Here is a 23696-nt window from a genome sequence, read left to right on the forward strand (position 1 = left end):
TCGTAGATGCTTAGCATTTACGAGAATTCCTTTTATATAATTGGTTAATAGGTGGCGAAATTTAATTCATAAATGGTGCGAGGTCGACCCTGTTGATGTGTCATTTCTTCGCCAACGACCTTAGCATAACCTTGATCTACTAATTTTTTTATAATACGCTCAGTTGTACGTCTAGTAACCTGTAGGTATTCTGAAAGATTCTGCGATGTAAATTGTGCGGATTGCCTTTCATGACTAAAATTGATGATTTTAGAAATATTTAATGGACTTAAGCTTGTGAGTTTGGCCATTTGTAATACATAAGGATCATCTGTTTTTAAAGATAATTTACCTTCTGATTTTGGAAAGGGACCTAAAAGGTTTTTATGTTCATCTAGAATATAAATTTCAAATGATTTCGAAAATGTTAAAGCATGCTGAGCATTTTGGGTGGCTTCTAACATGGAGTGACCATACCCGAAGGCTAGTTTAAATGGTATTTCAATTTGTTTAATAAGTTCTTCTAAAGTTTCCTTTTCAAGTGCATTTTGTAAATGGCCAGCAGTTGTATAAAGCTCAAAGGTTTGTGATGAAATTTGTTTATATGTTGAAAAGGTAGCCTTTGCAATTTGATTTAAAATAGTTGAATCAATGGAAGAATCAGTAGGGATTTCTAAAAATCCAACTACGGCCTTAAATGATTCGGATTTTGTTAAAAGTGATTTTGATTTGGTTTCTTCGAGACATTGAATAATAGAATTCGTGGCATCTATCATGCGCATTGCAGGTATTTGATGTGCTTGTAATGTATCAAAAACACTGTGGATACTTGTAATCACGAAATCTATGCTGTTGGTATTCCACAACGCAATGTGACGCTTTAGAATACTTTCTGTTGGTTCTGTAATAGAAATATGTTGAATATGTGGCTTCGGACCCCTATAGTCAATTTCTGTTAAAACATTATCTACAAATGCTGGATTCATTACATCAATTGAAATTCTATTGATCGGTATAGCATGTTTAGCTACTAGTGATAACAGAGTTGTAGAGATAGTTGTTTCATCTTGTTTAATATAATTCCAAGGTATTGGTATTTCCGATAGGAGAGATTGAGCATGTAAAAAGGGTAATGTTCCTCCGAATAAAAGGGCATCACAAGGTTTAATTCGCTTCATTAAAGCTGGTGCCTCAGAGGGGTGGCTGTATAGATAAAATTCTAATTGAATATTGTCTATATTTTGTGCGATACTAATAATACGTTTCATAAATGCTTTAGAACAAATAATCGCTATTTTCGTAGACATGGGCATCGTTCCTTTTCTATTTTTTTAAATATTTAGCGACGTATTAGCGACGTATATAACAACAAAGGAGACTGATTATTATGAAAATCCAACAAGTAGAAATTTATGCTATACATTTACCGCTAATTGATCCATTTATCATTAGTTATGCTACATATGATACAATGCCTTCCATTATTTTAAAAGTAACAACTGATACTGGTATAGTAGGTTATGGAGAAGCGGTTCCTGATGAACATGTAACGGGTGAAACATGGGAAAGTACTTATGCTGTGCTTCAACACCATCTTGCACCTGCTGTTATCGGTGAAGATCCAATGGCCTTTGAAAAATTGCACGATAAAATGAATAAGGTTGTAAAAGATGTTCCGGCAGCAAAGGCAGCTATTGATATTGCTTGCTTTGATATTACTGGGAAAGCATTGGGGGTTCCGGTATATCAGCTTTTAGGTGGGCGTTATCATGAAAAATTCCCTATTACACATGTGTTAAGTATTGGAACGCCCGAGGCAATGGCTGAAGAGGCTGCGAAGCGTGTAGAGATGGGGTACCGTTCATTTAAAATGAAGGTAGGTACAGAGGTAACCCGTGATGTTGCTCGTATTAAAGCAGTAAGACAGCAAGTAGGTGAAGATATCGCCATCCGAGTAGATGTCAACCAAGGGTGGGGGAATGCTGCAACTACATTACAGGGCTTACGTGCGATGAAGGATCTAAATATTGATTGGTTAGAGCAACCCGTTAATAGTGAAGATATCGATGGAATGGTAGAAATTAAGTCAAAATCTGATGTACCTCTAATGATTGATGAAGGAATTCGTGGAGTACGTGAAATGCGTGAAATCATCGCCAAGCGTGCTGCAGATAAAGTAAATATAAAATTAATGAAATGCGGAGGTATTTATCCTGCAATGAAGCTGGCAGTTATGGCAGAAATGGCAGGTATTGAATGTCAAGTTGGTTCCATGGTAGAGTCCTCTGTTGGCTCTGCGGCAGGTTTCCATGTAGCATTTTCTAAAAAAACTATGACAAGTGTTGAATTGACAGGGCCATTGAAGTTCTCAAAAGATGTGGGCAATCTTCATTATGATGTTCCTTTTATCTGTTTAAATGAACAACCGGGTCTCGGTGTTGATGTAGATGAAGCTGTTATGAAGGAATTATGTAAGTTTTCAACTGTTGTCACAGCCTAAGGAGGCGAAACATGGAAAAAATATATGAAGGTATGCTAGGGGAGGCTCCATTTTTTGTCACTGAGTTAACAACTCAGCATTTACAACAAATCGAAGACTTGCAGGTTGAGGTTTATGAAGCTTTAGCTGATAAAACCATCTTACAGCCATTGAGCACCGAGGAATTCGAATATATTCTAAATGGACAAGGTATGATGATAGGCGCCTATGCAGGTGAGAAATTGATTGCCTTCCGTGCCCTATTAAATCCTCCTATTGATGAGGAACATCTTGGGTATGATTGTGGAATTCCTGAAATCGAATTTAATCGAGTTTTATATCAGGAGATTTCTAATGTTTCACCAAAGTACCGAGGGTATGGCTTACAAAAAACATTAGCGACAGTAGTGATGAGTAACATCGATGTGGAAAAATACGATTACGTATGTTCAACAGTCAAGCCATTTAATATTCCGAGCTTAAAGGATAAGTTCTCCCAAGACCTCGTTATTAAAGGACTAAAAATCAAATATGTAGACAAACTACGTTATATATTCTTTAAGGATTTACGTCGAGAGCTCCCTTTATTGACAGAAAAACAAGTGATCAACATGGGAGATACAGCGGCGCAACAGCAACTTTTGAAGCAAGGCTTTCTTGGTACATCTATGTATGAGGAAAATAATGATTGGTTTGTAGTATACGAAAAATAACATAAAAAGCCTTAGCTTTCACATGTATTTGTGGAGGGTAAGGCTTTTTTGTCTTGCTATTATTTCTTCATTGGACAAAATCCACAAGCCATTAATCCCGGTATATCTTTCGAAAAACAACAAGATTTACGGACAGGGACATTTACTAAATTTGTTGGACTTATACCACCTGTATATTGTGCCCACCAAGATTTATTAGAGAAGCGTGCCCATGTTTTAGGGTCCTCCAATATCTCTATATCGTCCATAGCTTGATCGGCTAAGCCGGGGTTCGACAGTAAAATATGATAATGCCATAGTAAATAGCCAAAGAAATTTTCCCATATAGTAAGAGGGGAGATTGAAGTCACTTTTCGAAGTTGTTGAACAATCACATGCCCATCGTATAGGATTTTTTCAATGACCGTCTGACGTTCATCCTCCTCAACATAGCGCCAATCATTTGGATTAACAAACATAGCGACTGTAAAGCTGTTGAATTCCTTGGCAGCATCGAAGCGTAATTCAATCGGCTTTCCATCCCACACCTCATCATAAGCGGAGAGCATATAAAGCTGCATAGCAAAAAACATTCCATATCGGCGTGCGAAGTGAGAAATCGCGGCAGTTTCCGTAGCGGCGTCCGTGATACCCATCATGAGATTTAAAAAATCAGGATGGTAAAAGTCTTTATGTATATCAGCTAAAGTAAATAACGTTCGCTTTGGTTCCGTTGTATAAATACTATAGGAGTTTAATTGTTGAACTTGATCCATCGTTAAAGCTGGCATGATGATCCCCTTTTCTTAAGAGCTTTCGTAATTCAATTATAAAGTAATCATTTTTGCTTCACAAATGGAATGTCATATAGTAAAATATATTAAACATATAAGAAAGGTAGGTTTTGTAGTGTCATTGCCTCATGCAATTCCAAGACCACTTGTACGACTTAACCAATGGACGATACTATTAAGTGTGATTGCCACATGGATAACAGGAATCATATGGATTTTAGCTATACCATTGGTTGCAAATTTATTGGGTGTCTTCTTTAACTATAACCCCATTATTCGGTTTGGGAGGTTGTTTCTCAAAAAAGCTCCATCTACCTATATACCAGAGGATGCACAGCAACAAAAATTTAATGCGAGTATAGCTAGCTTTTGTTTAACGGGTGGCTTGTTAGGCTATCTATTAAATTGGCAGGTAGTGGGTCATATCTTTACGGCAATGGTAGCAATAGCTTCTTCCATTGCTATAGCAGGTTTCTGTGTAGGCTGTTTTTTACATTTTCAACTGAAGCAATGGCAGTACCGCCGTTCGTTAAAAAAATCTTTTTAAAAAATTATTAGATTATTGTTGACAATTTAATTGATAATGATTATCATTATCGTATAAAGATTATTCCTCCACTACAATACAGTGTAGAGAGGATGAACTTTAGCTACTTTTCTCCAGAAGTTTGCTAGTTCATGATTACGCTCCTAAAACCCCCCTCATTTTTTGGGAACGTGAAAATCTCAGACGACTCTTTCTATTATAGAATGGAGTCGTCTTTTTTTGAATCTATCTGTAGGGCAGACGTTTCAATTTTAATACACCCAAGAAAAAAACAGCCCATCAAACGGGCTGTTAGGAAGAAGGCGTTTGTTGGGCAGTACTTTTTCTCCCAAGAATCATTGTGTAATAACTGTGCAGTAGCATTCCGACAATAATGACGCCTAGACCTGCTAGGGCAATCGAGTTAGGGAATGGAATACCTAATAATATTACCTCACCAATAATGACAAAAAGAATTTCTGTTGACTGTGTAGCTTCAACCGCTGCTAGTTTGCCCTGATGGTCTCTTACACGATCTGTTGCAATGAAAAATAAAATAGTTGCAATAACACCTGAACTAATCCCAACAAGTAATGATTGGAATAACTGGCCTGTTGAAGGTAGACCGACTGTGAACAGGGCATAAATAGCCATGATAATCCATGCTGGCATTGAGGCGATTGTCATACCAAGAACACGTTGGAAGGTATCGATACGCCCTCCACAGACGTCCATCATTTTACGATTGCCGAGAGGGTAAGCAAATGCAGCGACGATGACAGGCAAAATCCCCAGCATTAAACTTTTAAATGAAACCGATTGTGCCTGAGGTATTTGGATTAGTAAAATACCTACTAATATGACACAAGAGATTAGAAGAGAAATGAAGGGTATTTTTTGACGTACCTTTTTACCAGCGATAACTGTCATAAAGAGTGGAGCTAATAATACGCCAGCAACAATGGTAAATTGCCAAGTGCCAGAAACCAACCAGCCTGGGCCAAATGCAGCGGCATAGGTTAACGGTGCATAGAATAAGACAAATCCTACAAAGCTCCAAAGAAGCCAAGCTGTAGGCTGTGCTTTTATCTCATTAGATAATTGAGAAAAACCTCTGCGATAAAACACAACGATAAGTAAAAAAGGTAGCATGAAAAAATAGCGTAATGATGCGCTCCATAGCCAGCTACCACCTTGCATTTCCATGGCATGATTTAAAATAAATGTTACAGCAAAAAAAAGGGAAGCTACTATGCCTATAGCAATTTCTTTCATAATGATCACCTCAATTTGAGTTCATTACTCAAATTCTTTATGTAATTAGAATATTCAGTAATTAGTATAGAAAAAATGACGAAGAAAGGAAAAAACCTTTCTCCGTTATATTTCAAGTCCACTTAAAAAACTACTTTGGCACTAGGTAAACTATTATGCACGTTGTTCAAATAGCTGAACGATTTCAATGATGACTTGTGTTGCCTTTTCCATTGTTTCAGCAGATACATATTCAAATTTACCATGCATATTTTCGCCCCCAGCAAAAATGTTTGGTGTTGGTAAGCCCATATAAGATAATTGTGAGCCGTCAGTACCACCACGTATAGGTAGGGTAATTGGTGTAATATCTAATTTTTCCATAGCCTCACGAGCGATGTCCACGATTTCTTTTACAGGTTCGATTTTTTCGCCCATATTATAGTATTGATCTTCAATAGTAATGCTTAAAGCATTCTCACCAAATTGCGCTTGAATTTTGGCTGCAGCATCTTGCATTAACTGTTTTTTCTCTTCGAATTTTTGACGATCATGGTCACGAACGATATATGATAGCTCTGCATGCTCGATAGCCCCTTTAAAGCCCATTAAATGAATGAAACCTTCATAACCTTCAGTCTTTTCAGGAACCGCCTCTCCCGGCATTTCATTTTGAAAGGCAATAGCCATTGTGATGGCGTTAACCATCTTATTTTTTGCAGATCCAGGATGGACGCTTGTTCCTTTTGTCACTACCTTTACGCCAGCAGCATTGAAGCTTTCGTATTGTAGCTCACCTAATGGTCCGCCATCCATAGTATAGGCATAGTCTGCTCCAAATGCAGCCACATCAAATTTATGTGGGCCACGTCCGATTTCCTCATCAGGTGTAAACGCTACGCGTAATTTACCATGCTTAATACTTGGGTTTTGGATAAGGTATTCCATAGCTGTTATAATTTCAGCAATACCAGCCTTATCATCTGCTCCTAACAATGTCGTGCCATCTGTCGTAATAAGTGTTTGACCAATGTAATTTTGAAGCTCAGGGAAATCAGTTGGTGACATCACTAAGTTTTCATTTAGCTGAATATCTCCACCATCATAATTATCTAAGCGCTGCGGGTTAACATTTGTTCCCGTAAAATCCGTAGTTGTGTCCACATGTGCTAAAAAGCCGATAGTTGGAATGTCTTTATCTGTATTTGCTTCTAGTGTCGCAAATAAATAGCCATTTTCATCTAATGTAATGTCTGTTAAGCCTATAGTAGCTAGTTCATCTTTCAAAACATGTAACAGATCAAATTGTTTTGGTGTAGAAGGAGTCGTTTCGCTTGTGAAGTCTGATTGTGTATCAATTTTTGCATAACGTATTAATCGCTCAATTACTTGTTCTTTCATAAGTATGGCCCCCTAATGTGTATGTGTACTTATTGTAACACTTTACTTCGGATTTCGGAATATTGAAGAATACTTAAAGCTATGAGTAATTGGGCACTATAATAAGTCAGCATAATGACTTCATGTGAAAAAGCTAATGGCATTACAAATTTATTAATAGATAAATAGGAATCTGAAGCAATAAACAACAAAGCACCTATTGTTGCGAATCTAGAGCCAGTTTTAATTGCTGTCCATCCCATCGTTAATATGACTGCAATATAGGCGATCACTGCAATAGCTAGAATCGTTTCACCAGTTTTGAAAACCGATCCTGCTATCCAAATGGCCATTCCTGCTCCATACAGTAATAAGATTATTTTTGCCCATATTGGTACTGGTCGCTCATTTGCAGATGAGAAGGCAAAAATATAAAAGATATGGCCGATTAGAAAACTAGTTAGCCCAATTAAAAACCATTGCAATGTATAGTCACCAATCATACAAAATACTAGACCTATGATAATCAATAGTTGATATTTTTTTATATGTACTGGTTTCTGAATGGCCGCTAAAATAATCATCAACAACATCGGGATGACCTTAAAGATTAATTGTAAGCTTTCTGGAATATGAGAAAAAAGAAAAATATAATACAACCCAAATAAAATAATGAAAACAATTAATAATTTTTTAAACAATATTTTCAGCTCCTTTTCTATTGAAATTCTTTCTTTATGATAGAATTCCTTTATTTAACTATGCAGCAAAACATTTTTTATCTGATAGTGTATAACAATCTGAACATAATAACGCCGACATGTAATTTAATATACTTTATGTATGAAACTTTTTTAGTATGTAACCGTAAATAAGAAGACAGAAAGCTTTAAGAGAGGATGAACCAAATGACTAAGCTACTAATAGCTTCTGCAGTCATTGCATTAATCGCGAGTGTGTTAGTAACACCGCTTATTACTAAGAAGCGAGAAGATGGAAAATCTAGAAAGGTGATTGGATACTTTTTTATTGGTGTCTTTGTGCTAGGGTTTTTAGCAACGGGAGTCACTTTGTATGTAACAAAAATTGACGTCAATTGGCTTGTTTTCTGGCCAGTTATTATTTTATTAACGTTAATTGGTGCAATGCTAGCAAGTGGCATTGAACGAAAAATAAAAGGTATTTTATTTTTAGCAAGCCTAGGTGTTGCAGTCTATGTTCTATCAGCACCATTATGGAACGCGGATGAGAAATTTAAGTCTTCAGAAATGAAGGAAGAAGTGGAGCTAAAGCCTTTTGATGAGACGCAGACACCTGCCAGTGTTCCACCAAAATTTGCTCGTAATAAAATGAAAAAGGCATTCGGGCAAGTACCGAATACAAGCTATTATGAATTAGGTCGTTTACAAATTCAAAAAGTAAAAGGTGAATATGTTTATATCGCTCCAGTTGAATTTTCGGGATTCTTTAAATGGATGAATGGTGATACGACACCTGGTTACTTTATTATGAGTGCTACAGATTCTGCAGATAATCCTAAATTTGTAAAAGAGGAAATGAAGTATGTTCCCTCAGCCTATTTAAATACCAATTTAGAACGCCATATTCGTTTACAACATCCATTCCTTATATTCTACGGAGATGTACAACTTGAAGTAGATGATGAAGGGAAGCCTTATTACATTCGCTCATATGGTGAATTTATTTCTGGGCGTAATGGCTTTGATGTAAAAGGTATTGTCTTGGTCGATGCACTTACAGGGAAGTCAGAAGTGGTTAAGCTAGATGCTATACCTGAATTTATTGATGGTGCAGTTTCACCAGAGACTGTAAGCTTACAGAACAGTTATTTTGGTAATTATGTTCATGGTTTTTGGAACAGTATGTTTGGTAAAAAAGATGTAAAAATTCCTTCGGACGAAGGTACAGAATCGAATGTTAGTCCTATTTTTGATGAAAAAGGCGATATGTATTACTTCACCGATTTTACAAGTCCTAAAGAAGGCGTAGATTCCATGTTAGGTTACTCCTTAACCAATGCAAGAACAGGGGAAGCAACCTATTACACAGGTAATCTAGATTCAAGCTATATGGACTCACAGGGGAATTTGCAAATTATCGAAAAGAAATTTATTGAGAAAAAATGGGCTGGTGAAATGCCTGTATTATATAATTTTTATGGAGAAGCTAGCTGGCTGACAGCGGTGCTTGATTCAAATGGATTTTTACAAAACTATTTCATTGTTTCAGCAGCCAATCCTGAAATTTCTGTTTACGCTACCACTCCAAGAGAAGCACTGAAGCTATATAAAACTGCTTTAAGTCGTGGAGGAAATACGGTAGATGGTAGTTCTAATGCAGAAGAAAAACAGGCTAGCGGAAAAGTTGTCCGAGTTTACAAGGAACGACTTGGTGATTTTACGACGATTTCTTTCTTATTAAGCAATGGTGAAAATTACTTAGTAAGTGCCGAAACAGAACCTTTAGCTATTTATTTACAAGAAGGTGACGAGGTAATAATCAAATATGGTGAAACAGGGGAGCAATTCCTGCCAGTCCGTTCTTTAATTATTAAAGGCTTACAATAAAAAAGTAAAAGACGATCTTGTTCGTATTTCAAGATCGTCTTTTTTATGTTCCTTCGTTTTGAATAAAGGTAAGCATTTTTTCTCTATGGTTTATAAAGAGTGTTTTGGCATGATCGTTTAATGTGAAAGTATCTTGTAAGTATCCTTTTAGCAATTTTTCCTCGTAGGCAAAAGACTGGTTGTCCTCATTTTCTAAAATATAGGATAGTAGAAGAGCATGTAATACTAACACTTCTAAATTTTGAGTATTAGTAATAAATTTTAAATTGAGGATAGAGGTATGGGCAACAAATTGATTGACATAATCTATCGCATATTTATAAACGGCTATATCTGTTTCAGGCTCAAGTCGTTTTCGTAGTTGAGTGCAAGCAGCATTTAGTTCTTCAATTTTTAAAAATAAACCTCTTACACTTCTCTTATGTTGTTGTTCTAAGGTACGAGCAAGATGTTTATTGATATAGGACATTGCTTGTATAACTCCTTTCGTAAATACGTAATCATTTATTAATATGAATGGAATTGTTTGAAAATGGAAGAGTCTTTTCGTTTAATTTATTATTGTACTTAATAGATATATCGAGACATAATGACTAGAGTTAATACAAACAGGTAACGAAATTATGAAAAAAATGGGGTTATTATCATCCGATAGTAACCCCATTTTAGAAGAAGTTATTTATTTCCAGTTAAATCCTTTAGTAGCTAAAAACTCTTTTATATGAGGACGACGTTGCTCAATTAAAAAATCAGCCATTTGCTTTGTCCAATTATCGATTTTTCTGTTAGATGATCGACTATTATAATACGCTTCCATTGTCTCATTATATGCTGGTAAAAGTTCATCATACTTTTCGGTATTGTATTCATTTTCATGTAATACAGCAGACACAGGCAATCGTGGTTTTACCTCATTACGACGAACAGGTACGCCAATTGTTAGACCGAACAACGGGAAAACGTGATCAGGTAAATTAAATAAATCACTTATTTCTGAAGGGTTATTGCGCACTCCTCCAATATAGCAAATGCCATATCCCATTGATTCTGCTGCAATAACAAAGTTTTGTGCAAATAATGATACATCAGCAACTCCAACAAGGACATTTTCGGCTGAATCGGCCACGATATCTACTCCCTCTAACTTACCTGCCATTTGTAGGCGTTTGAAATCAACGCAAAAAACAAAGGCACCACCAGAAGTTTCATACTGACGGGGATTCCCAGAGAGTAATCCTAATTTCTCCTTTTTGCCTGCATCTGTTACCCATATAACACTATATGCTTGCACAAAATGTGACGTGGCAGCCATTTGGGCTGTTGCGATTAATTCTTCAATAATTTCTTTTGAAATCGTGCTTCCATCATAGATTCTTACTGAAGAATGGTTTCGTAATAATTCTTTAACCATTTCTTTACTCTCCTTTGTCACTTTTATATCAAGAGCATAGCATGCTTTTCAATCAAAATCGATTAAAGAGGGGTATATAATTATATTTAAATAGTTTGGAAATGTAGAAATTATCTCGAAAAGTTAAATATTTCATTTGATATAGATTAAATATTCTAAATAGTATAAAATTATATAATCGGCTGTTTATTTGGTTGTGCTACCAAAAATTAGATTATTCTTATGCGGAAGAGGAGTGGGTTTAGCTCTTTTAATTAAGGATAAAGCCTCCTGCATATTTGTTTGAAGCAGAGGTAATTTTGATGACTGAGATAATGGAACCAAATACTAGTTGAACAAAAATAAAGTGGGATGGAGGAATAAGGAATGGAAGAAAAGTTAGCGAAAAAGCTTCGTCATGAGCAATTACGGGGCAAGGTTGTAACAGCAGAAGAAGCAGCATCTTGGATTAAGGATGGCATGGTACTAGGGATGAGCGGTTTCACTCGTGCTGGGGATGTAAAAGTTGTACCTCTTGCGCTTGTAGAGAAAGCTAAAAAAGAGAGCTTCCAGGTAGATATATATACAGGAGCATCTCTTGGTCCTGAGGTAGACCAATACCTAGCGGAGGCTGGCGTTATTCGCAAGCGAGGACCTTTCCAGGCAGATGCTGGTATTCGTAATAAAATTAATAGTGGTGATATCACATTTGTGGATGCACATTTATCTCATAATGCGGAGTTAGTTCGCCAAGGCATTATAGGACCTATTGATTTTGCGATTATTGAAGCGGCTGCTATTACAGAAGATGGCTTATTAATTCCTACAACTTCAGTTGGTAACTCTCCGATTTTTGTGCAAGAGGCAGATCAAATCATCATTGAATTAAATGTAGCACAACTTGATGCATTAGAGGGTGTACATGATATTTTCGTTCCTGCACAACAAGGGAAACGTGACCCAATCCCTTTACAACATGTGTCTGATCGTCTTGGTACATTTGGTATTCCATTAGATTTAGATAAAGTAAAAGGTATCGTAGTTTCTGATATTTTAGATGCACCATCAACGATCCTTCCTGCTGATGAGGAAACAGATATTATGGCTAATCACCTGTTAAATTTCCTGCGCGAAGAGATTAGAGTTGGCCGTTTAACAACAAGCTTGCGTCCAATTCAATCTGGGGTTGGATCAGTGGCGAACGCAGTATTACTTGGTTTTAAAGATTCTGAGTTTGAGAACCTAGAAGTATTCTCTGAAGTTCTTCAAGATGCAGTATTTGAATTAATCGATGCAGGAAAAGTGAATTTTGCTTCTGCTACTTCCATTACCCTCTCTGAACAAGTAGGAAACCGTGTTTATGGAAATTTTGAAAAGTATGCGGATAAATTAGTACTGCGTCCACAAGAAATTTCTAACCAACCAGAAATTATTCGCCGACTCGGCTTGATTTCAGTGAATACGGCATTAGAAGTTGATATTTACGGAAATGTTAATTCTACACATGTTTCTGGCACTAAAATGATGAATGGTATCGGGGGATCGGGTGACTTCGCCCGCAATGCGCGCTTAGGTATTTTTGTGACTAAATCCTATGCTAAGGGTGGCAATATTTCGAGCATTGTCCCAATGGTATCGCATGTGGATCATACAGAGCATGATGTTGATGTTATTGTAACAGAGCAGGGAGTGGCTGATTTACGTGGGCTTGCTCCGAAAGAACGTGTAGGGCTAATTATTGATCATTGTGCACACCCTGATTATCGTGAGCAGCTATGGCAATACTTTAATGACGCTAATGAGGCAACTGGTGGACATCATACACCGCATGATCTTGAAAAAGCGCTGTCATGGCATGTTAATTACGCAAAAAGTGGAACAATGAAAGATCCAGCTTTATCAAAATAGAGTTTTAATAAAAAGGCCTTGAAGGACAGCTGCTCCCTCAAGGCCTTTTAGTGTATAAATTTATCTAAAACGATTAATGCTTTATAGTAGGCCAATCCATTTCCAATAAGTTGCAGAGAACAGCAAAATTAGGAGGAAGCCGAGAATCGTTAATGGAATACCTGATTTCAGGAAATCCTTTGTTGTAAACGCTCCTGTACCGTAGGCAAGCATATTTTGCGGTGCACTAATTGGTAATAGGAAACCAAAGCTAATAACAAATTGTTGTACGATAACAAAACCAACCTGATCAACATTAGCTGTTAATGTGGAAGCTAGCACGATAAACACTGGTATAAGTGCAGAGGCTAAGCTTGTTGCACTAGCGAAACCTAAATGAATAAGAATATTAAATAATGTTACGATAGCAATCGTAGCAAGAATTGGCATAGTATCTAGACCAAGTGAACCAAAAACTTTATCTGATAACCATGCTGCACCTTTTGTATTTAGTAAAATAGTTCCGAGCATAATACCAACTGCAAAGACAATGATTGTTCCCCAAGGAATATGAGGTTCAACTTCCTTCCACGAATAAACGCCGATTTTAGGCATTAGTAGTACAGCAATGGCGATAATTGTAACCGTTGTTGTATCAAATGGATGAAGCTTGCCTTCCGTTGCCCAGAAAAATAGTAAAACTAATGATGTAACGATCAATCGAATCTCAGGTGCTTTTAACGGTCCAAGCTCAGCCAACTGTCTCTTGATAACTTCTTTACCACCTTCAATATTGCTCGTCTCAGGCTTTATAAGCGTAATCATAATGAAAAATAAGGCTACTGACATAATAATCGAGAATGGGGCAGCATAAAGTAACCAAGCACCCCATGAAATATTCACATTAAATTGCTCTTGGATGAAATTTAAAGCAACCATATTTTGCGCTGCCGCAGTTTTAATACCGATATTCCAAATGGAGACGGCTTGTACAGAAGTAATAACGAGTAAAGCAGCAAGTCGACTATCACGTGGTAAACCGAATGCTGCAACCATCCCAAGAAGAATAGGGACTACTGCGCCAGCACGTGCAGTAGCCGAAGGAACAAAAAATGCAAGGGCAATTGAAACTAATATAGCACCGAAAACAATGGCTTTTGTTTTTGTTCCTACAAGTGAAAGAATCCAAAGAGCAAGTCGTTTGTGCAAATTGGTAATTTGCATGGCTGCTGCTAGAAAAAGAGCCGCTGCTACTAGGGCCACGGCAGAATTACTAAAACCACTTAATGATAGTTTTAAGGCGCTAGCGGTACCTAGTTGTGTTGTTGGGTCATCCATGGATGGTGCAAGTCCTAGTAAAACAGTGACGAGTGCAATAATCATTGCAGAGCTAACAGGATATGAAACGGCTTCTGTTACCCACAGGATAACCGCGAAAGCTAAAATGGCTAAAGCGCGCTGCCCAGCTACAGGTAGCTCACCGTTATTAGGTAAAAAAATAATGATAATTAATAAAGCAAAAGCCAACCCAATCCATAAAGGCTTTAAATTACGCTTCATTGTTGCTTGTTTAGGTGAAGACATATTTTCTCATCCCTTCTACGTCTACATAAAAATGACAGTTATTATCCATAACATCGGTCAATATAATGTTTTCTTAAGATAAGAATTCATCCGTTTATTGTATAGAATGAAAGGAAGCGAAATATGTCTGTTTTACAGCTTTAATAGTAATTAAAGAGATAATTTGTGGTCATAAAAAATACAAATACCTCCTAAAAAATATTATTTCTTTTTCTTGAAGGCAGCAGTAACTTTAGGCTCGGTTCCATTGATTAAACGTTGAATATTTTCAATGTGCAAAATAATAGCAATACCAAAAAGTAGAATGGCAATAATAATCGGACCTAGCCCAGGAATCCATAAATAAGTAGCTGTACAAAAAACGAGGTAAAATTCTAATACCCCAACAATTAAATAGTTCGTTGCAAAAGATAAAATAACAAAAAGAATAAGTGCAAATAAACCAATCTTCCAATCAACCGCAAGTAAAATTCCAATGATAGAGGCAGTCCCTTTTCCACCATTGAAGCCCATATAAAAAGGGAAATTATGCCCCAAAATAACCCCTGCAGCTAACAAGTAGGTGAGGAGCCATGTTTGTTCTGCTGTTAAATGTGTTGCATCTGCTAAATAAAAATGTGCACCGACGATGGCTGCGACGCCTTTGCCAATATCGATAAGAGCTACTAAAACGCCATATTTCCAGCCGAGTGAAAGCGTAGCATTAGAGGCACCAGCATTGCCATGACCAGCTTTTTTTAAATCAACCCCGGATAAAAATTGTGCCACCTTAGAACCGTGAATACAGCCAATCAAATAGCCGACAACTAGAAAACAGATCACGGCTTTTACCATAAAAATACTCCTTTCAAATTTTTTTCTAAAATAGTGTATGCGTTCTTACTACGTAAAAGAGCAGACAGAAGTTTCGGAAAAAATAAAATTTAGATGTTGACAGAAAAAAACTCTATGCTTATACTTTGTAACAACGATGGAAATTGAATCTCATACTCTTATCAAGAGCGGCGGAGGGATAGGCCCTATGATGCCCGGCAACCAGTAGGTGATGAACTTACTAAGGTGCTAATTCCTACAGATTCTTACTTGGATCTGGCAGATAAGGGGAGGAAAACTTGCAACCGCAACCCTCTTCTTAGCTGAAGAGGGTTTTTGTTTTCTACAGAAAAATCCTCCTCATCTCCGGTACCATCGTAAAAAAATAACCAAATGGAGGTACACAATGACAAATTTTAAACCAGAAACATTACTGTTACATGGTGGTCAAGAGCCAGACCCTGTGACGGGTTCTAGAACAGTTCCTGTCTACCGTTCAACTGCTTTCGTTTTTAAAGACACTGCTCATGCGCAACGTCTTTTTGCTTTAGAGGAGGCGGGGAACATTTACACGCGAATTACGAATCCGACAGTGGATGTTTTTGAAAAGCGTGTGGCTTTATTAGAAGGTGGAACAGCAGCAGTAGCACTTTCATCTGGTGCAGCAGCTATTGCATTTTCTATTTTAAATCTAGCTGGAGCAGGAGATGAAATTGTAGCTGCTAGTTCTTTATATGGTGGTACGTATAATTTATTCGCTAATACATTACCAAACTATGGTATTAAAACGATTTTTGTAGATGAAACAAACCCAGAGAATTTTAAGGCTGCCATTACCGATAAAACAAAAGCTGTCTTCGCTGAAGTTTACGGTAATCCTAGCTTAAAGGTTTTAGATATTGAAGCTGTAGCTAAGATTGCACATGACAACAGCTTACCATTAATTATCGATAGTACATTTGCTTCTCCTTATGGTTCTACACCAATTGACTACGGTGCGGATGTGGTAGTTCATTCAGCAACGAAATGGATAGGTGGTCATGGGACAACTTTAGGTGGTGTTGTTGTAGACGCTGGTAAGTTTGATTGGACTAGTGGGCGATTCCCAGGCTTTACAGAGCCGGATGCTTCTTACCATGGTTTACGCTATGGAATCGATACAGCTTCTGCAGCTTTTGCTACAAAGCTGCGTGTACAGTTGTTACGTGATTTTGGACCAACATTAAGTGCAGATGCAGCTTTCAATCTATTACAAGGTTTAGAGACGCTTCATTTGCGTATCCCTAAACACAATGAAAATGCTTTAGCTGTGGCTGAATATTTACGTAACCACCCATCTGTGGAATATGTAAATTATAATGGCCTAGAAGATTTTCCAACACATGAGTTGGCGAAAAAGTATTTAAAAAATGGCTTCGGTTCAGTGCTTACATTTGGCATTAAAGGTGGACGTGAAGCAGGTCGAAAGCTTATTGATCATGTAAAGCTGTTTTCACATGTGGCAAATGTAGGGGATGCTAAGTCGCTAATTATCCATCCAGCATCTACTACACACCAACAATTATCCGCAGATGAACTAATACAAGCTGGCGTAACCGAATCGCTCATTCGCTTATCAATCGGTTTAGAGGCAGTGGAGGACATCATTGCAGATTTAGAGCAGGCTATTACTCAGGCAACAGCAACAACAGAACAAACAGTAGAAGCTTAATAGAATGACAGGCGAATGTTGTAGCGTTTACGTATTTTCTCATTCGAATAGCCTCATTTGGTATACGTCAAACGTTGCTACATTAACCAACTGTCTCATCCGGTAATTATCAGAACCTTTTAAAAAATAATACCGAGTAATTTCATATGTATTATTGACTTTAATAAAACCTTGTTATATACTTGGAATTAAGTTAAGTGTACGGAAAAACCTTGTTGAAAAGGTAAATGTTTTCATAAGTGCTCCCCCACTTTTGAATAGATAGGAGAGTAGTTACATAGCCAGTGGCTACTCTTCAAAAAACTAATGATAAAGGAGTGTTTAAAATGGGTAATCTCTATAGTGCGCAAAACATTGCATCTTATCTAATTTATGAACTAAATGAAGGTCGTGTATTTGTTAACAATCAATCCATTCAACACATCCTTACATTAGTGGAACATAAATGGCAGCAAATTTTCGGTCATTCAGCGTATCAGGAACAGGTTTGCGCAAATGATAATGGCTATATGGTTAAGGAAGTTTATGAGACATATGAGAAGTATGGTGTGAGCCACATACAGCTTCCAGCAACAGAATTTTATTTGAAATATGGTACATTTCAATTAGTAGAACGTACGTATGCAATACCAAATTTTACAGAAGAAGAAATTAGTATTGTTCAACAAGCTTTAACACAATATCGTTTTCAATTGCTTTCAAAAGCGAGCTAAATAATCCCTCATATATTTAGGCTCATTCTCTGCTGCTACAGGGAATGAGCCTTTTTTATAGTAGTTTATTTATTTAGCTGGTTTATGGGTGTCTGAACATACATATATAATAGAAGAAAGACATCAAAGTTTGAGAGTAAAGAGTCAATATTTGTTCAAATCTTATGGATAAACTAAAAAAACGTATAGTAAAAGGAATGAAACCGATTTCTTTTGCACGTCTAGGGAAAACAAATGTCCTTCCTAGAAAGATTTTTCTTGTGTAAAGTATATATATGCGTTACAATTTTCTTTAAGTTAAATTTCGAATTATTTGAATTTGTATATGATCTAACATGTACTAAATATCAAAATTTATCCAAAATTAAGGGTTGGCTAAGACCTGCGGTTGGTGTCAAATGATTTGGCACAACCCCACGGAGAGTTTGGCTTGATGAAACTGCGGAATGTAAGTTGGAGGGAATAATAAGAATGGCAACTATAAAGGCAGCGATTTTAGGATTTGGAACGGTAGGTCAAGGGATCTATCATATATTAAATGAAAAGCGAGAAGATCTTAAAAATAAATTAGGTATTGAGTTGGAAGTAGCGAAGATTCTTGTAACAGATGCTAGCCGTGAACGTGTGCCAGGCACAGCACATTTGATGACTACAAGCATGGATGATGTATTGGCTGAACCAGGCATGCAAGTTATATTTGAAGCAATTGTGAATGAAGAGCCTGCATATAGCTATTTAAAGAGAGCGGTAGAGCATAAATTTCATGTTATTACTGCCAATAAAGTAATGTTTGCAAAGCGTGGATTAGAGTTACAAGAACTTGCAAAAGCAAATGGTGTTTTTGTAGGCTTCGAGGCTACAACTGCTGGAGGAGTACCTGTTATTAAAACGATGAAAAATATATTACTTGTTAATGACGTTAGCCGTATACAAGGTGTTTTAAATGGTACTTGTAATTATATTTTAACTAAAATGCGAGCAGAGGGCTGGTCATTTGATACGGCTTTAAAAGAAGCGCAAAGTTTAGGCTACGCTGAGGCAGATCCGTATAATGATGTTTCTGGTCAGGATGCCTTTAAAAAGTTAATGATTTTAAGTGCCTTAGCATTTGGAGAACAACCTGATTGGGCGGATGTAGAAGTTATTGGCATAGATAGTATTTCAGCTTCGCAGGTCCATGAGGCATGTGAAAAAGGTTTACGTTACCGTCATGTAGCTGAGGTGGAAAAACTAGCTAATGGGAAAATTGTAGCAAAGGTTGGACCACAACTGGTTGATAAAGAACATCCACTTTATCCAGTCGATGATGTGTTCAATGCAGTTGCATTAGAAACAAATTATATTGGCACTTTAACCTTAGTAGGTCCTGGTGCTGGAATGTACCCAACAGCAAGTGTGATGGTAGAAGATTATGCTGAAATTATCGGGAAAAGGGCAGGATTTGTTGTAACGATTTAATCATTATTATTTTATAAAGTTAACCCGCCATTCAACAATGTTCTATTGTTCGAATGGGGGGCTTTTTAATCCTCGTCTTTTACGTCAATATCCTCTGGTATAGGGGTAGATCTCCATATTTCAATCTCCTCTTTAATACGTTCTAATTGATTAAAATACGTACTAAATTGTCCACTATTTATGAGTATCATATTTCCATCGAAAACGGAACGGATGCGTCCCTCATAGACTAGGCGTAATATTTGTTCTTCATGCATACCTAGTTCAATTGCTGTCTCTTCAATTGTTTTGTACATACAACTCGCTCCTTTAGCTGTATTCATTATAACGTCCATTTAACCGAATGCATACTGGAGTGAAAGAAAAAGTAAAAATGATAATTGTTTGATTTTGGATAAATATGTATGATTAGTATTGAAAGGAATAAGGTTGGGGGTCTATATGTTAAATCCATTATTTGTATTGTTGGCAGCTATTTTATGGGGGATGACAGGAACTGCCCAAACATTTTTAGATAATAATGTATCTCCAATTGCAGTCGCCACTATTCGTTCTGCCATTGGTGGCGGGCTTCTCTTAGCTATTACAATTTTTTTGAGAAAAATTAATTTTCTACATTGGTCGTGGAAATGGACGATTTTAGCTGCTGCTAGTATTGCCCTTTTCCAAGGTTTTTTCTTTTCATCAATACGTCTAACAGGTGTAGCAATTGGAACTGTCGCGACCATTGGAAGTGCACCGGTATTTTCAGGCATTATGGAATGGCTTATATGGAAAAAACGGCCGTCTGCTATTTGGGGAGTAGCTACAATGATAGCGATCATGGGCTGTCTTTTATTGTTTATCAATAATGGAGAAGAAGCTGTACAAATGGGTGGCTTTGGTTTAGCGCTTTGTGCAGGGTTATCTTTTGCCTTTTATACAAATATTAGTAAGAAATTAATGGCGCAAGAAGATGCTTTACCAGCAGTTGCTATGACATTTTCGCTTTGTACTTTATTTTTACTACCATTTTCACTGTCTACTGGTTTTGCTTGGTTAGAAAATGTGCAAAATTTATGGACGATCCTATTTATGGGAACTATGTGTACAAGCGTAGCTTATTTACTGTTCTTAAACGGTTTGCAAAATATAAATTCATCAACAGCTGTAACTCTATCTTTAGCTGAGCCATTAACAGCCGCAATACTGGGCGTTTTTCTAGTTGGAGAACAATTAAGTGGAGTGTCCTGGCTAGGTGTAGCAATGCTATTAGGCAGCATTGTTGTGTTAACGATAGGTGGGAGACAAAGAAGGCTTCATAATAAGCTGAAACCTTAAGAAATTCTTCATTTTTTTACTAGCTGGTTTTTAAGATTTGAAAGATACACTTATATTTGAGAGCGAGGTGTCTATCATGACGAAACTAACAGTTCTTGTTACAGACGACGATCAAGATATTCGTGATGGTATTGAAATTTATTTGAAAAATGAAGGCTACAATGTTATTAAAGCAGCAGATGGCTTAGAAGCATTAGACAAGCTAGAAAATAATGAAGTACATTTAATAATCTTAGATATAATGATGCCAAATATGGATGGGATTACTGCGACATTTAAAATTAGAGCAGAGCGCAATATTCCTATTATTATGCTTAGTGCAAAGGCAGAGGATGGCGATAAAATTCATGGACTATCGGTAGGCGCAGATGATTATGTAACAAAGCCCTTCCATCCATTAGAGCTATTAGCACGAGTAAAATCACAGCTTAGACGCTATGTACAACTAGGAACGTATAGTGAAGGTGCAACAAAAGTAGAAATTGACGGACTTATTCTTGATGAAGATGCTAAAGAGATTATATTAGAAGGAGAACCAGTTCGACTAACACCAATAGAATATAAAATTACAGAATTATTAATGAAAAATGCAGGGCGTGTTTTTTCGATTCGTGAAATTTATGAACGAGTTTGGAATGAGGAAGCCTACAATGCTGAAAATATTGTAGCCGTACACATTCGAAAAATTCGTGAAAAAATTGAAGCGGACCCAAAAAACCCACGCTATCTAAAGGTGGTATGGGGCGTTGGCTATAAAATGGAAAAATAAAATAGAGAAGTATATGACTATTGCAGGATTCATTGCAGGTGTTGTTGGACTTATTTATTTTGGCGTTTATGCTTATCAAATCGTCGATTCTCGCTCCTCAGAGGTTTTACAGTTACTAGAAAGAATTTTTTAGAGGAGTGTTAGAGGTATGATAAAAAAATGGAAATCCCTACTGGTGTTAATGAGTCTCATTTGGACTATTTTCGGCATCTTTACTTTTTGGCATGTGGGCTATCAGTATATTGGTAAGTCCTATTTCGAATCAGAAAATTTCCAACATGAAATCGATAATTTTACTTCAGAACTTGGGCCGTTAGTAATAAATTTACCGAAGGCTGAAGACTTAAAAGGGAAAATAGAGATTACGCAGTCTCAAATAGAAGAGCATCGTAATTATTATGGTACATTAGGACAGCAAATCGATAATATTAAACAACAATATGAACAGCGAATTCAGGAAGCAATGGATGCCAATGCGGGAGAATTACAATTAAAGTTAGAGACTGAACGAGATAATAAAATTAAAGACATTACGGCAAATTTTGAAAACGATGAACATGTACGAAAGAAGATTCTTGCTGGAGAAGAAGCACTCATCGATAAATATATAAAAGCAGCACAGAGTGAAGCTAAAAACTTTAAAAAGTCTTATGATTACTGGTCTTATGAGTTGACGAATACGGAAACAGGAGAAACATACCGTGCAGGTGATGTTTCAGAAAGTAGTGCCTATAAAATAAAGTATTCTGAGCGAAATCCATTGTATGTGGGGAATATTAGTAATAATGTAAGGGATATTTTTTACCGGACAGAAACTTATGTGGATGTCGATAATCTTTATGAAACAACTGAATATACAGGTGTCTTAACCATCTCTAAAAAAGCAGTTCAATCATTAGGTGTTATGCAGGATTATAATCGTTTTCACCGTAATCAATATACCTACTTCTTTATATGGCTCACTAGCATAATAACAGCAATTTTTGCTTGGAGAGGTCGTAAGGATGTACTGCAAACGGTTAGAGGAATGAAGGAAAAAGACGTTTTAAATAAGGTGAAATTTGATTTTCAAGTTGTTTTAGTGTTGATCACAGGGTTTATGTATCTTATTTCATCTCAAATTGTTTTTGAATCGATTGAATACACTTACGATTACAATTTCCAATATAATTATGTACGCTCTATACTAGATTTCGCCTTTAAATTAGGTGTGTTAATTATTATAGGAATTGCTTTCTTTATTCAATTAATTTGGCTTTATACAAGAATAGATACGTTGAAAAAGTTAGAGCAAAATGTGAAATCCAGTTATTTATGGTCACTCGGGGATTCGATTACGGATTTATTTATTAATCGCTCTATAGCGATGCACGCATTGTTCATGTTAGGGGCAGCCTTCTTTGGAGGAGGTAGCCTTGTCGCTTCTATGCTAAGAGGAGGAGCTTTCCCAGTACTTGTTCTAGGTGTATGTATGTTCGTAGGGTTTCCAACCTTGATTGTTTTCTTATCAAGAATGGGTTACTTAAACCGTATTATGAAGGATACGAAAGATATGGCCAATGGGCGACTGAATCGTGACGTGAAAGTGAAAGGGAAGTCCCCGCTCGCTAGTCATGCTGAAAATCTTAATCATTTACGAGAAGGCGTTCGAACATCTATGCATGAGCAGGCTAAAAGTGAACGATTAAAAACAGAGCTTATTACCAATGTGAGTCATGATTTACGAACTCCGTTAACTTCGATTATTACGTATACGGATCTTTTGAAAAAATCTAATCTTACAGAGGAAGAACGTCAACAATACATTCATATTCTCGATAAAAAATCAGAACGATTAAAAGTATTGATTGAAGATCTCTTTGAAGTATCGAAAATGGCTAGTGGTAATATCGAACTTCAACGAAGTCGTGTAGATTTGACCCAACTTATTCAGCAGGCAGTAGGGGAGCATAAGGAAGATTTATTACAGTCCCGTTTAGATTTACGAATGACGATGCCTCATGAGCCTATATATGCCTATGTGGATGGTCAAAAATGGTGGAGACTCATTGATAATTTAATTGTTAATGTATTGAAATATGCATTAGAGGGTACCCGCGTCTATGTGACGTTAAAACGAACAGCAGATGGTGATGCTGAATTAACGGTAAAAAATGTAGCGAAGTATGAAATTAATGAAGATGCTGAGGAGCTATTTGAACGTTTTAAACGTGCAGATGCTTCACGTCATACAGAGGGATCTGGACTTGGATTAGCCATTGCCCAATCCATTGTTGATTTGCATGGTGCTCGAATGACAATTGATGTGGATGGCGATTTATTTAAAGTGACTGTTCGAATTTCAGCAGTTTAAGGAGAA

Annotated in this window: 22 protein-coding genes and 1 riboswitch; of the genes, 12 read left to right on the forward strand and 10 right to left on the reverse strand. The window is 36.8% G+C overall.

Going from position 1 to position 23696, the window contains the following annotated elements:
* Positions 1-44: 44 nt before the first annotated feature.
* Positions 45-1286 carry a hypothetical protein gene (locus B3D94_RS07175; protein WP_069479854.1) on the reverse strand — a complete coding sequence of 414 codons (1242 nt, stop codon included), beginning with the start codon at positions 1284-1286 and terminating at the stop codon, positions 45-47.
* Positions 1287-1366: 80 nt separating this feature from the next.
* Between B3D94_RS07175 and B3D94_RS07180 the strand changes: the two genes are divergently transcribed.
* Positions 1367-2479, forward strand: coding sequence for a mandelate racemase/muconate lactonizing enzyme family protein (locus tag B3D94_RS07180; RefSeq protein ID WP_069479855.1), 1113 nt, complete (start codon positions 1367-1369; stop codon positions 2477-2479).
* 11 nt (positions 2480-2490) lie between these two features.
* On the forward strand, positions 2491-3171 hold the full coding sequence (locus B3D94_RS07185; protein ID WP_069479856.1) for a benzoate transporter: 681 nt from the start codon (positions 2491-2493) through the stop codon (positions 3169-3171).
* Positions 3172-3230: 59 nt separating this feature from the next.
* Here the strand turns inward: B3D94_RS07185 and B3D94_RS07190 are convergent, their stop codons facing one another.
* Positions 3231-3941, reverse strand: coding sequence for a Fe-S oxidoreductase (locus B3D94_RS07190; protein WP_291756093.1), 711 nt, complete (start codon positions 3939-3941; stop codon positions 3231-3233).
* A gap of 118 nt (positions 3942-4059) precedes the next feature.
* Here B3D94_RS07190 and B3D94_RS07195 point away from each other — a divergent pair, with 118 nt between their 5' ends.
* A complete protein-coding gene (locus tag B3D94_RS07195; protein ID WP_069479858.1) occupies positions 4060-4491 on the forward strand; it encodes a DUF4395 domain-containing protein in 432 nt (143 codons plus the stop codon).
* A gap of 291 nt (positions 4492-4782) precedes the next feature.
* Here B3D94_RS07195 and B3D94_RS07200 read toward each other — a convergent pair whose 3' ends face one another.
* The 3 genes from B3D94_RS07200 to B3D94_RS07210 all read right to left on the reverse strand — a co-directional run bounded on the left by B3D94_RS07200 (position 4783) and on the right by B3D94_RS07210 (position 7805).
* A complete protein-coding gene (locus B3D94_RS07200) occupies positions 4783-5745 on the reverse strand; it encodes a multidrug resistance efflux transporter family protein (RefSeq protein ID WP_069479859.1) in 963 nt (320 codons plus the stop codon).
* Positions 5746-5898: 153 nt separating this feature from the next.
* On the reverse strand, positions 5899-7125 hold the full coding sequence (pepT, locus tag B3D94_RS07205) for a peptidase T (RefSeq protein ID WP_069479860.1): 1227 nt from the start codon (positions 7123-7125) through the stop codon (positions 5899-5901).
* A gap of 29 nt (positions 7126-7154) precedes the next feature.
* Complete coding sequence (locus B3D94_RS07210) at positions 7155-7805, reverse strand: lysoplasmalogenase (RefSeq protein ID WP_069479861.1); 651 nt, start codon at positions 7803-7805, stop codon at positions 7155-7157.
* Positions 7806-8012: 207 nt separating this feature from the next.
* On the opposite strand from B3D94_RS07210, the gene B3D94_RS07215 reads away from it, so the two are divergent.
* Positions 8013-9692: a hypothetical protein gene (locus tag B3D94_RS07215; RefSeq protein WP_069479862.1), complete on the forward strand. Its 1680-nt coding sequence runs from the start codon at positions 8013-8015 to the stop codon at positions 9690-9692.
* A gap of 43 nt (positions 9693-9735) precedes the next feature.
* On the opposite strand, the gene B3D94_RS07220 is transcribed toward B3D94_RS07215, so the two are convergent.
* Complete coding sequence (locus B3D94_RS07220; RefSeq protein WP_069479863.1) at positions 9736-10161, reverse strand: hypothetical protein; 426 nt, start codon at positions 10159-10161, stop codon at positions 9736-9738.
* 210 nt (positions 10162-10371) lie between these two features.
* Positions 10372-11103 (reverse strand): class II chromate reductase ChrR, encoded by a 732-nt coding sequence (gene chrR / locus B3D94_RS07225; protein ID WP_291756102.1) that lies wholly within the window; start codon positions 11101-11103, stop codon positions 10372-10374.
* A 366-nt stretch (positions 11104-11469) separates the two neighbouring features.
* On the opposite strand from chrR, the gene B3D94_RS07230 reads away from it, so the two are divergent.
* Complete coding sequence (locus tag B3D94_RS07230; RefSeq protein ID WP_069479865.1) at positions 11470-12990, forward strand: succinate CoA transferase; 1521 nt, start codon at positions 11470-11472, stop codon at positions 12988-12990.
* An 81-nt stretch (positions 12991-13071) separates the two neighbouring features.
* Here the strand turns inward: B3D94_RS07230 and B3D94_RS07235 are convergent, their stop codons facing one another.
* Together B3D94_RS07235 and B3D94_RS07240 are read right to left on the reverse strand one after the other, a co-directional pair.
* The gene (locus B3D94_RS07235) at positions 13072-14553 is read right to left on the reverse strand and encodes a DASS family sodium-coupled anion symporter (RefSeq protein ID WP_291756106.1); all 1482 of its coding nucleotides are present in this window, start codon (positions 14551-14553) and stop codon (positions 13072-13074) included.
* A 201-nt stretch (positions 14554-14754) separates the two neighbouring features.
* Entirely contained in the window at positions 14755-15387 is a 633-nt protein-coding gene (locus B3D94_RS07240; RefSeq protein ID WP_069479867.1) for a glycerol-3-phosphate acyltransferase, read from the reverse strand.
* 155 nt (positions 15388-15542) lie between these two features.
* Positions 15543-15656: riboswitch (SAM riboswitch) on the forward strand.
* Positions 15657-15772: 116 nt separating this feature from the next.
* Here B3D94_RS07240 and B3D94_RS07245 point away from each other — a divergent pair.
* The 3 genes from B3D94_RS07245 to B3D94_RS07255 all read left to right on the forward strand — a co-directional run bounded on the left by B3D94_RS07245 (position 15773) and on the right by B3D94_RS07255 (position 19248).
* Complete coding sequence (locus tag B3D94_RS07245; protein ID WP_089985945.1) at positions 15773-17077, forward strand: O-acetylhomoserine aminocarboxypropyltransferase/cysteine synthase family protein; 1305 nt, start codon at positions 15773-15775, stop codon at positions 17075-17077.
* A gap of 326 nt (positions 17078-17403) precedes the next feature.
* Positions 17404-17790 carry a hypothetical protein gene (locus tag B3D94_RS07250; protein ID WP_291756115.1) on the forward strand — a complete coding sequence of 129 codons (387 nt, stop codon included), beginning with the start codon at positions 17404-17406 and terminating at the stop codon, positions 17788-17790.
* Between the two features lie 471 nt (positions 17791-18261).
* The gene (locus B3D94_RS07255) at positions 18262-19248 is read left to right on the forward strand and encodes a homoserine dehydrogenase (protein WP_291756117.1); all 987 of its coding nucleotides are present in this window, start codon (positions 18262-18264) and stop codon (positions 19246-19248) included.
* A gap of 65 nt (positions 19249-19313) precedes the next feature.
* Here B3D94_RS07255 and B3D94_RS07260 read toward each other — a convergent pair whose 3' ends face one another.
* Positions 19314-19544, reverse strand: coding sequence for an excisionase (locus B3D94_RS07260; protein WP_069479871.1), 231 nt, complete (start codon positions 19542-19544; stop codon positions 19314-19316).
* 145 nt (positions 19545-19689) lie between these two features.
* On the opposite strand from B3D94_RS07260, the gene B3D94_RS07265 reads away from it, so the two are divergent.
* The 4 genes from B3D94_RS07265 to B3D94_RS07280 all read left to right on the forward strand — a co-directional run bounded on the left by B3D94_RS07265 (position 19690) and on the right by B3D94_RS07280 (position 23690).
* Entirely contained in the window at positions 19690-20568 is an 879-nt protein-coding gene (locus B3D94_RS07265; RefSeq protein ID WP_291756120.1) for a DMT family transporter, read from the forward strand.
* A 76-nt stretch (positions 20569-20644) separates the two neighbouring features.
* On the forward strand, positions 20645-21337 hold the full coding sequence (locus B3D94_RS07270) for a response regulator transcription factor (RefSeq protein WP_012292612.1): 693 nt from the start codon (positions 20645-20647) through the stop codon (positions 21335-21337).
* A complete protein-coding gene (locus B3D94_RS07275; RefSeq protein WP_008176206.1) occupies positions 21315-21470 on the forward strand; it encodes a hypothetical protein in 156 nt (51 codons plus the stop codon). Before B3D94_RS07270 ends, B3D94_RS07275 begins: the two co-directional genes overlap by 23 nt.
* Before the next feature lie 15 nt (positions 21471-21485).
* Entirely contained in the window at positions 21486-23690 is a 2205-nt protein-coding gene (locus tag B3D94_RS07280) for an MFS domain-containing histidine kinase (RefSeq protein WP_036122707.1), read from the forward strand.
* The last annotated feature ends 6 nt before the right edge of the window (positions 23691-23696 follow it).

Source organism: Lysinibacillus sp. UBA5990, from assembly GCF_002429815.1.
GTDB lineage: Bacteria > Bacillota > Bacilli > Bacillales_A > Planococcaceae > Lysinibacillus > Lysinibacillus fusiformis.

Coding starts and splice junctions, on each gene's coding strand:
- B3D94_RS07250 (WP_291756115.1), top strand. CDS start 17,404: ATGGGTAATCTCTATAGTGCGCAAAACATTGCATCTTATCTAATTTAT.
- B3D94_RS07270 (WP_012292612.1), top strand. CDS start 20,645: ATGACGAAACTAACAGTTCTTGTTACAGACGACGATCAAGATATTCGT.
- B3D94_RS07260 (WP_069479871.1), bottom strand. CDS start 19,544: ATGTACAAAACAATTGAAGAGACAGCAATTGAACTAGGTATGCATGAA.
- B3D94_RS07245 (WP_089985945.1), top strand. CDS start 15,773: ATGACAAATTTTAAACCAGAAACATTACTGTTACATGGTGGTCAAGAG.
- B3D94_RS07280 (WP_036122707.1), top strand. CDS start 21,486: ATGATAAAAAAATGGAAATCCCTACTGGTGTTAATGAGTCTCATTTGG.
- B3D94_RS07230 (WP_069479865.1), top strand. CDS start 11,470: ATGGAAGAAAAGTTAGCGAAAAAGCTTCGTCATGAGCAATTACGGGGC.
- B3D94_RS07190 (WP_291756093.1), bottom strand. CDS start 3,941: ATGCCAGCTTTAACGATGGATCAAGTTCAACAATTAAACTCCTATAGT.
- B3D94_RS07235 (WP_291756106.1), bottom strand. CDS start 14,553: ATGTCTTCACCTAAACAAGCAACAATGAAGCGTAATTTAAAGCCTTTA.
- B3D94_RS07180 (WP_069479855.1), top strand. CDS start 1,367: ATGAAAATCCAACAAGTAGAAATTTATGCTATACATTTACCGCTAATT.
- B3D94_RS07220 (WP_069479863.1), bottom strand. CDS start 10,161: ATGTCCTATATCAATAAACATCTTGCTCGTACCTTAGAACAACAACAT.
- B3D94_RS07255 (WP_291756117.1), top strand. CDS start 18,262: ATGGCAACTATAAAGGCAGCGATTTTAGGATTTGGAACGGTAGGTCAA.
- pepT (WP_069479860.1), bottom strand. CDS start 7,125: ATGAAAGAACAAGTAATTGAGCGATTAATACGTTATGCAAAAATTGAT.
- B3D94_RS07215 (WP_069479862.1), top strand. CDS start 8,013: ATGACTAAGCTACTAATAGCTTCTGCAGTCATTGCATTAATCGCGAGT.
- B3D94_RS07240 (WP_069479867.1), bottom strand. CDS start 15,387: ATGGTAAAAGCCGTGATCTGTTTTCTAGTTGTCGGCTATTTGATTGGC.
- B3D94_RS07265 (WP_291756120.1), top strand. CDS start 19,690: ATGTTAAATCCATTATTTGTATTGTTGGCAGCTATTTTATGGGGGATG.
- B3D94_RS07200 (WP_069479859.1), bottom strand. CDS start 5,745: ATGAAAGAAATTGCTATAGGCATAGTAGCTTCCCTTTTTTTTGCTGTA.
- B3D94_RS07185 (WP_069479856.1), top strand. CDS start 2,491: ATGGAAAAAATATATGAAGGTATGCTAGGGGAGGCTCCATTTTTTGTC.
- chrR (WP_291756102.1), bottom strand. CDS start 11,103: ATGGTTAAAGAATTATTACGAAACCATTCTTCAGTAAGAATCTATGAT.
- B3D94_RS07175 (WP_069479854.1), bottom strand. CDS start 1,286: ATGTCTACGAAAATAGCGATTATTTGTTCTAAAGCATTTATGAAACGT.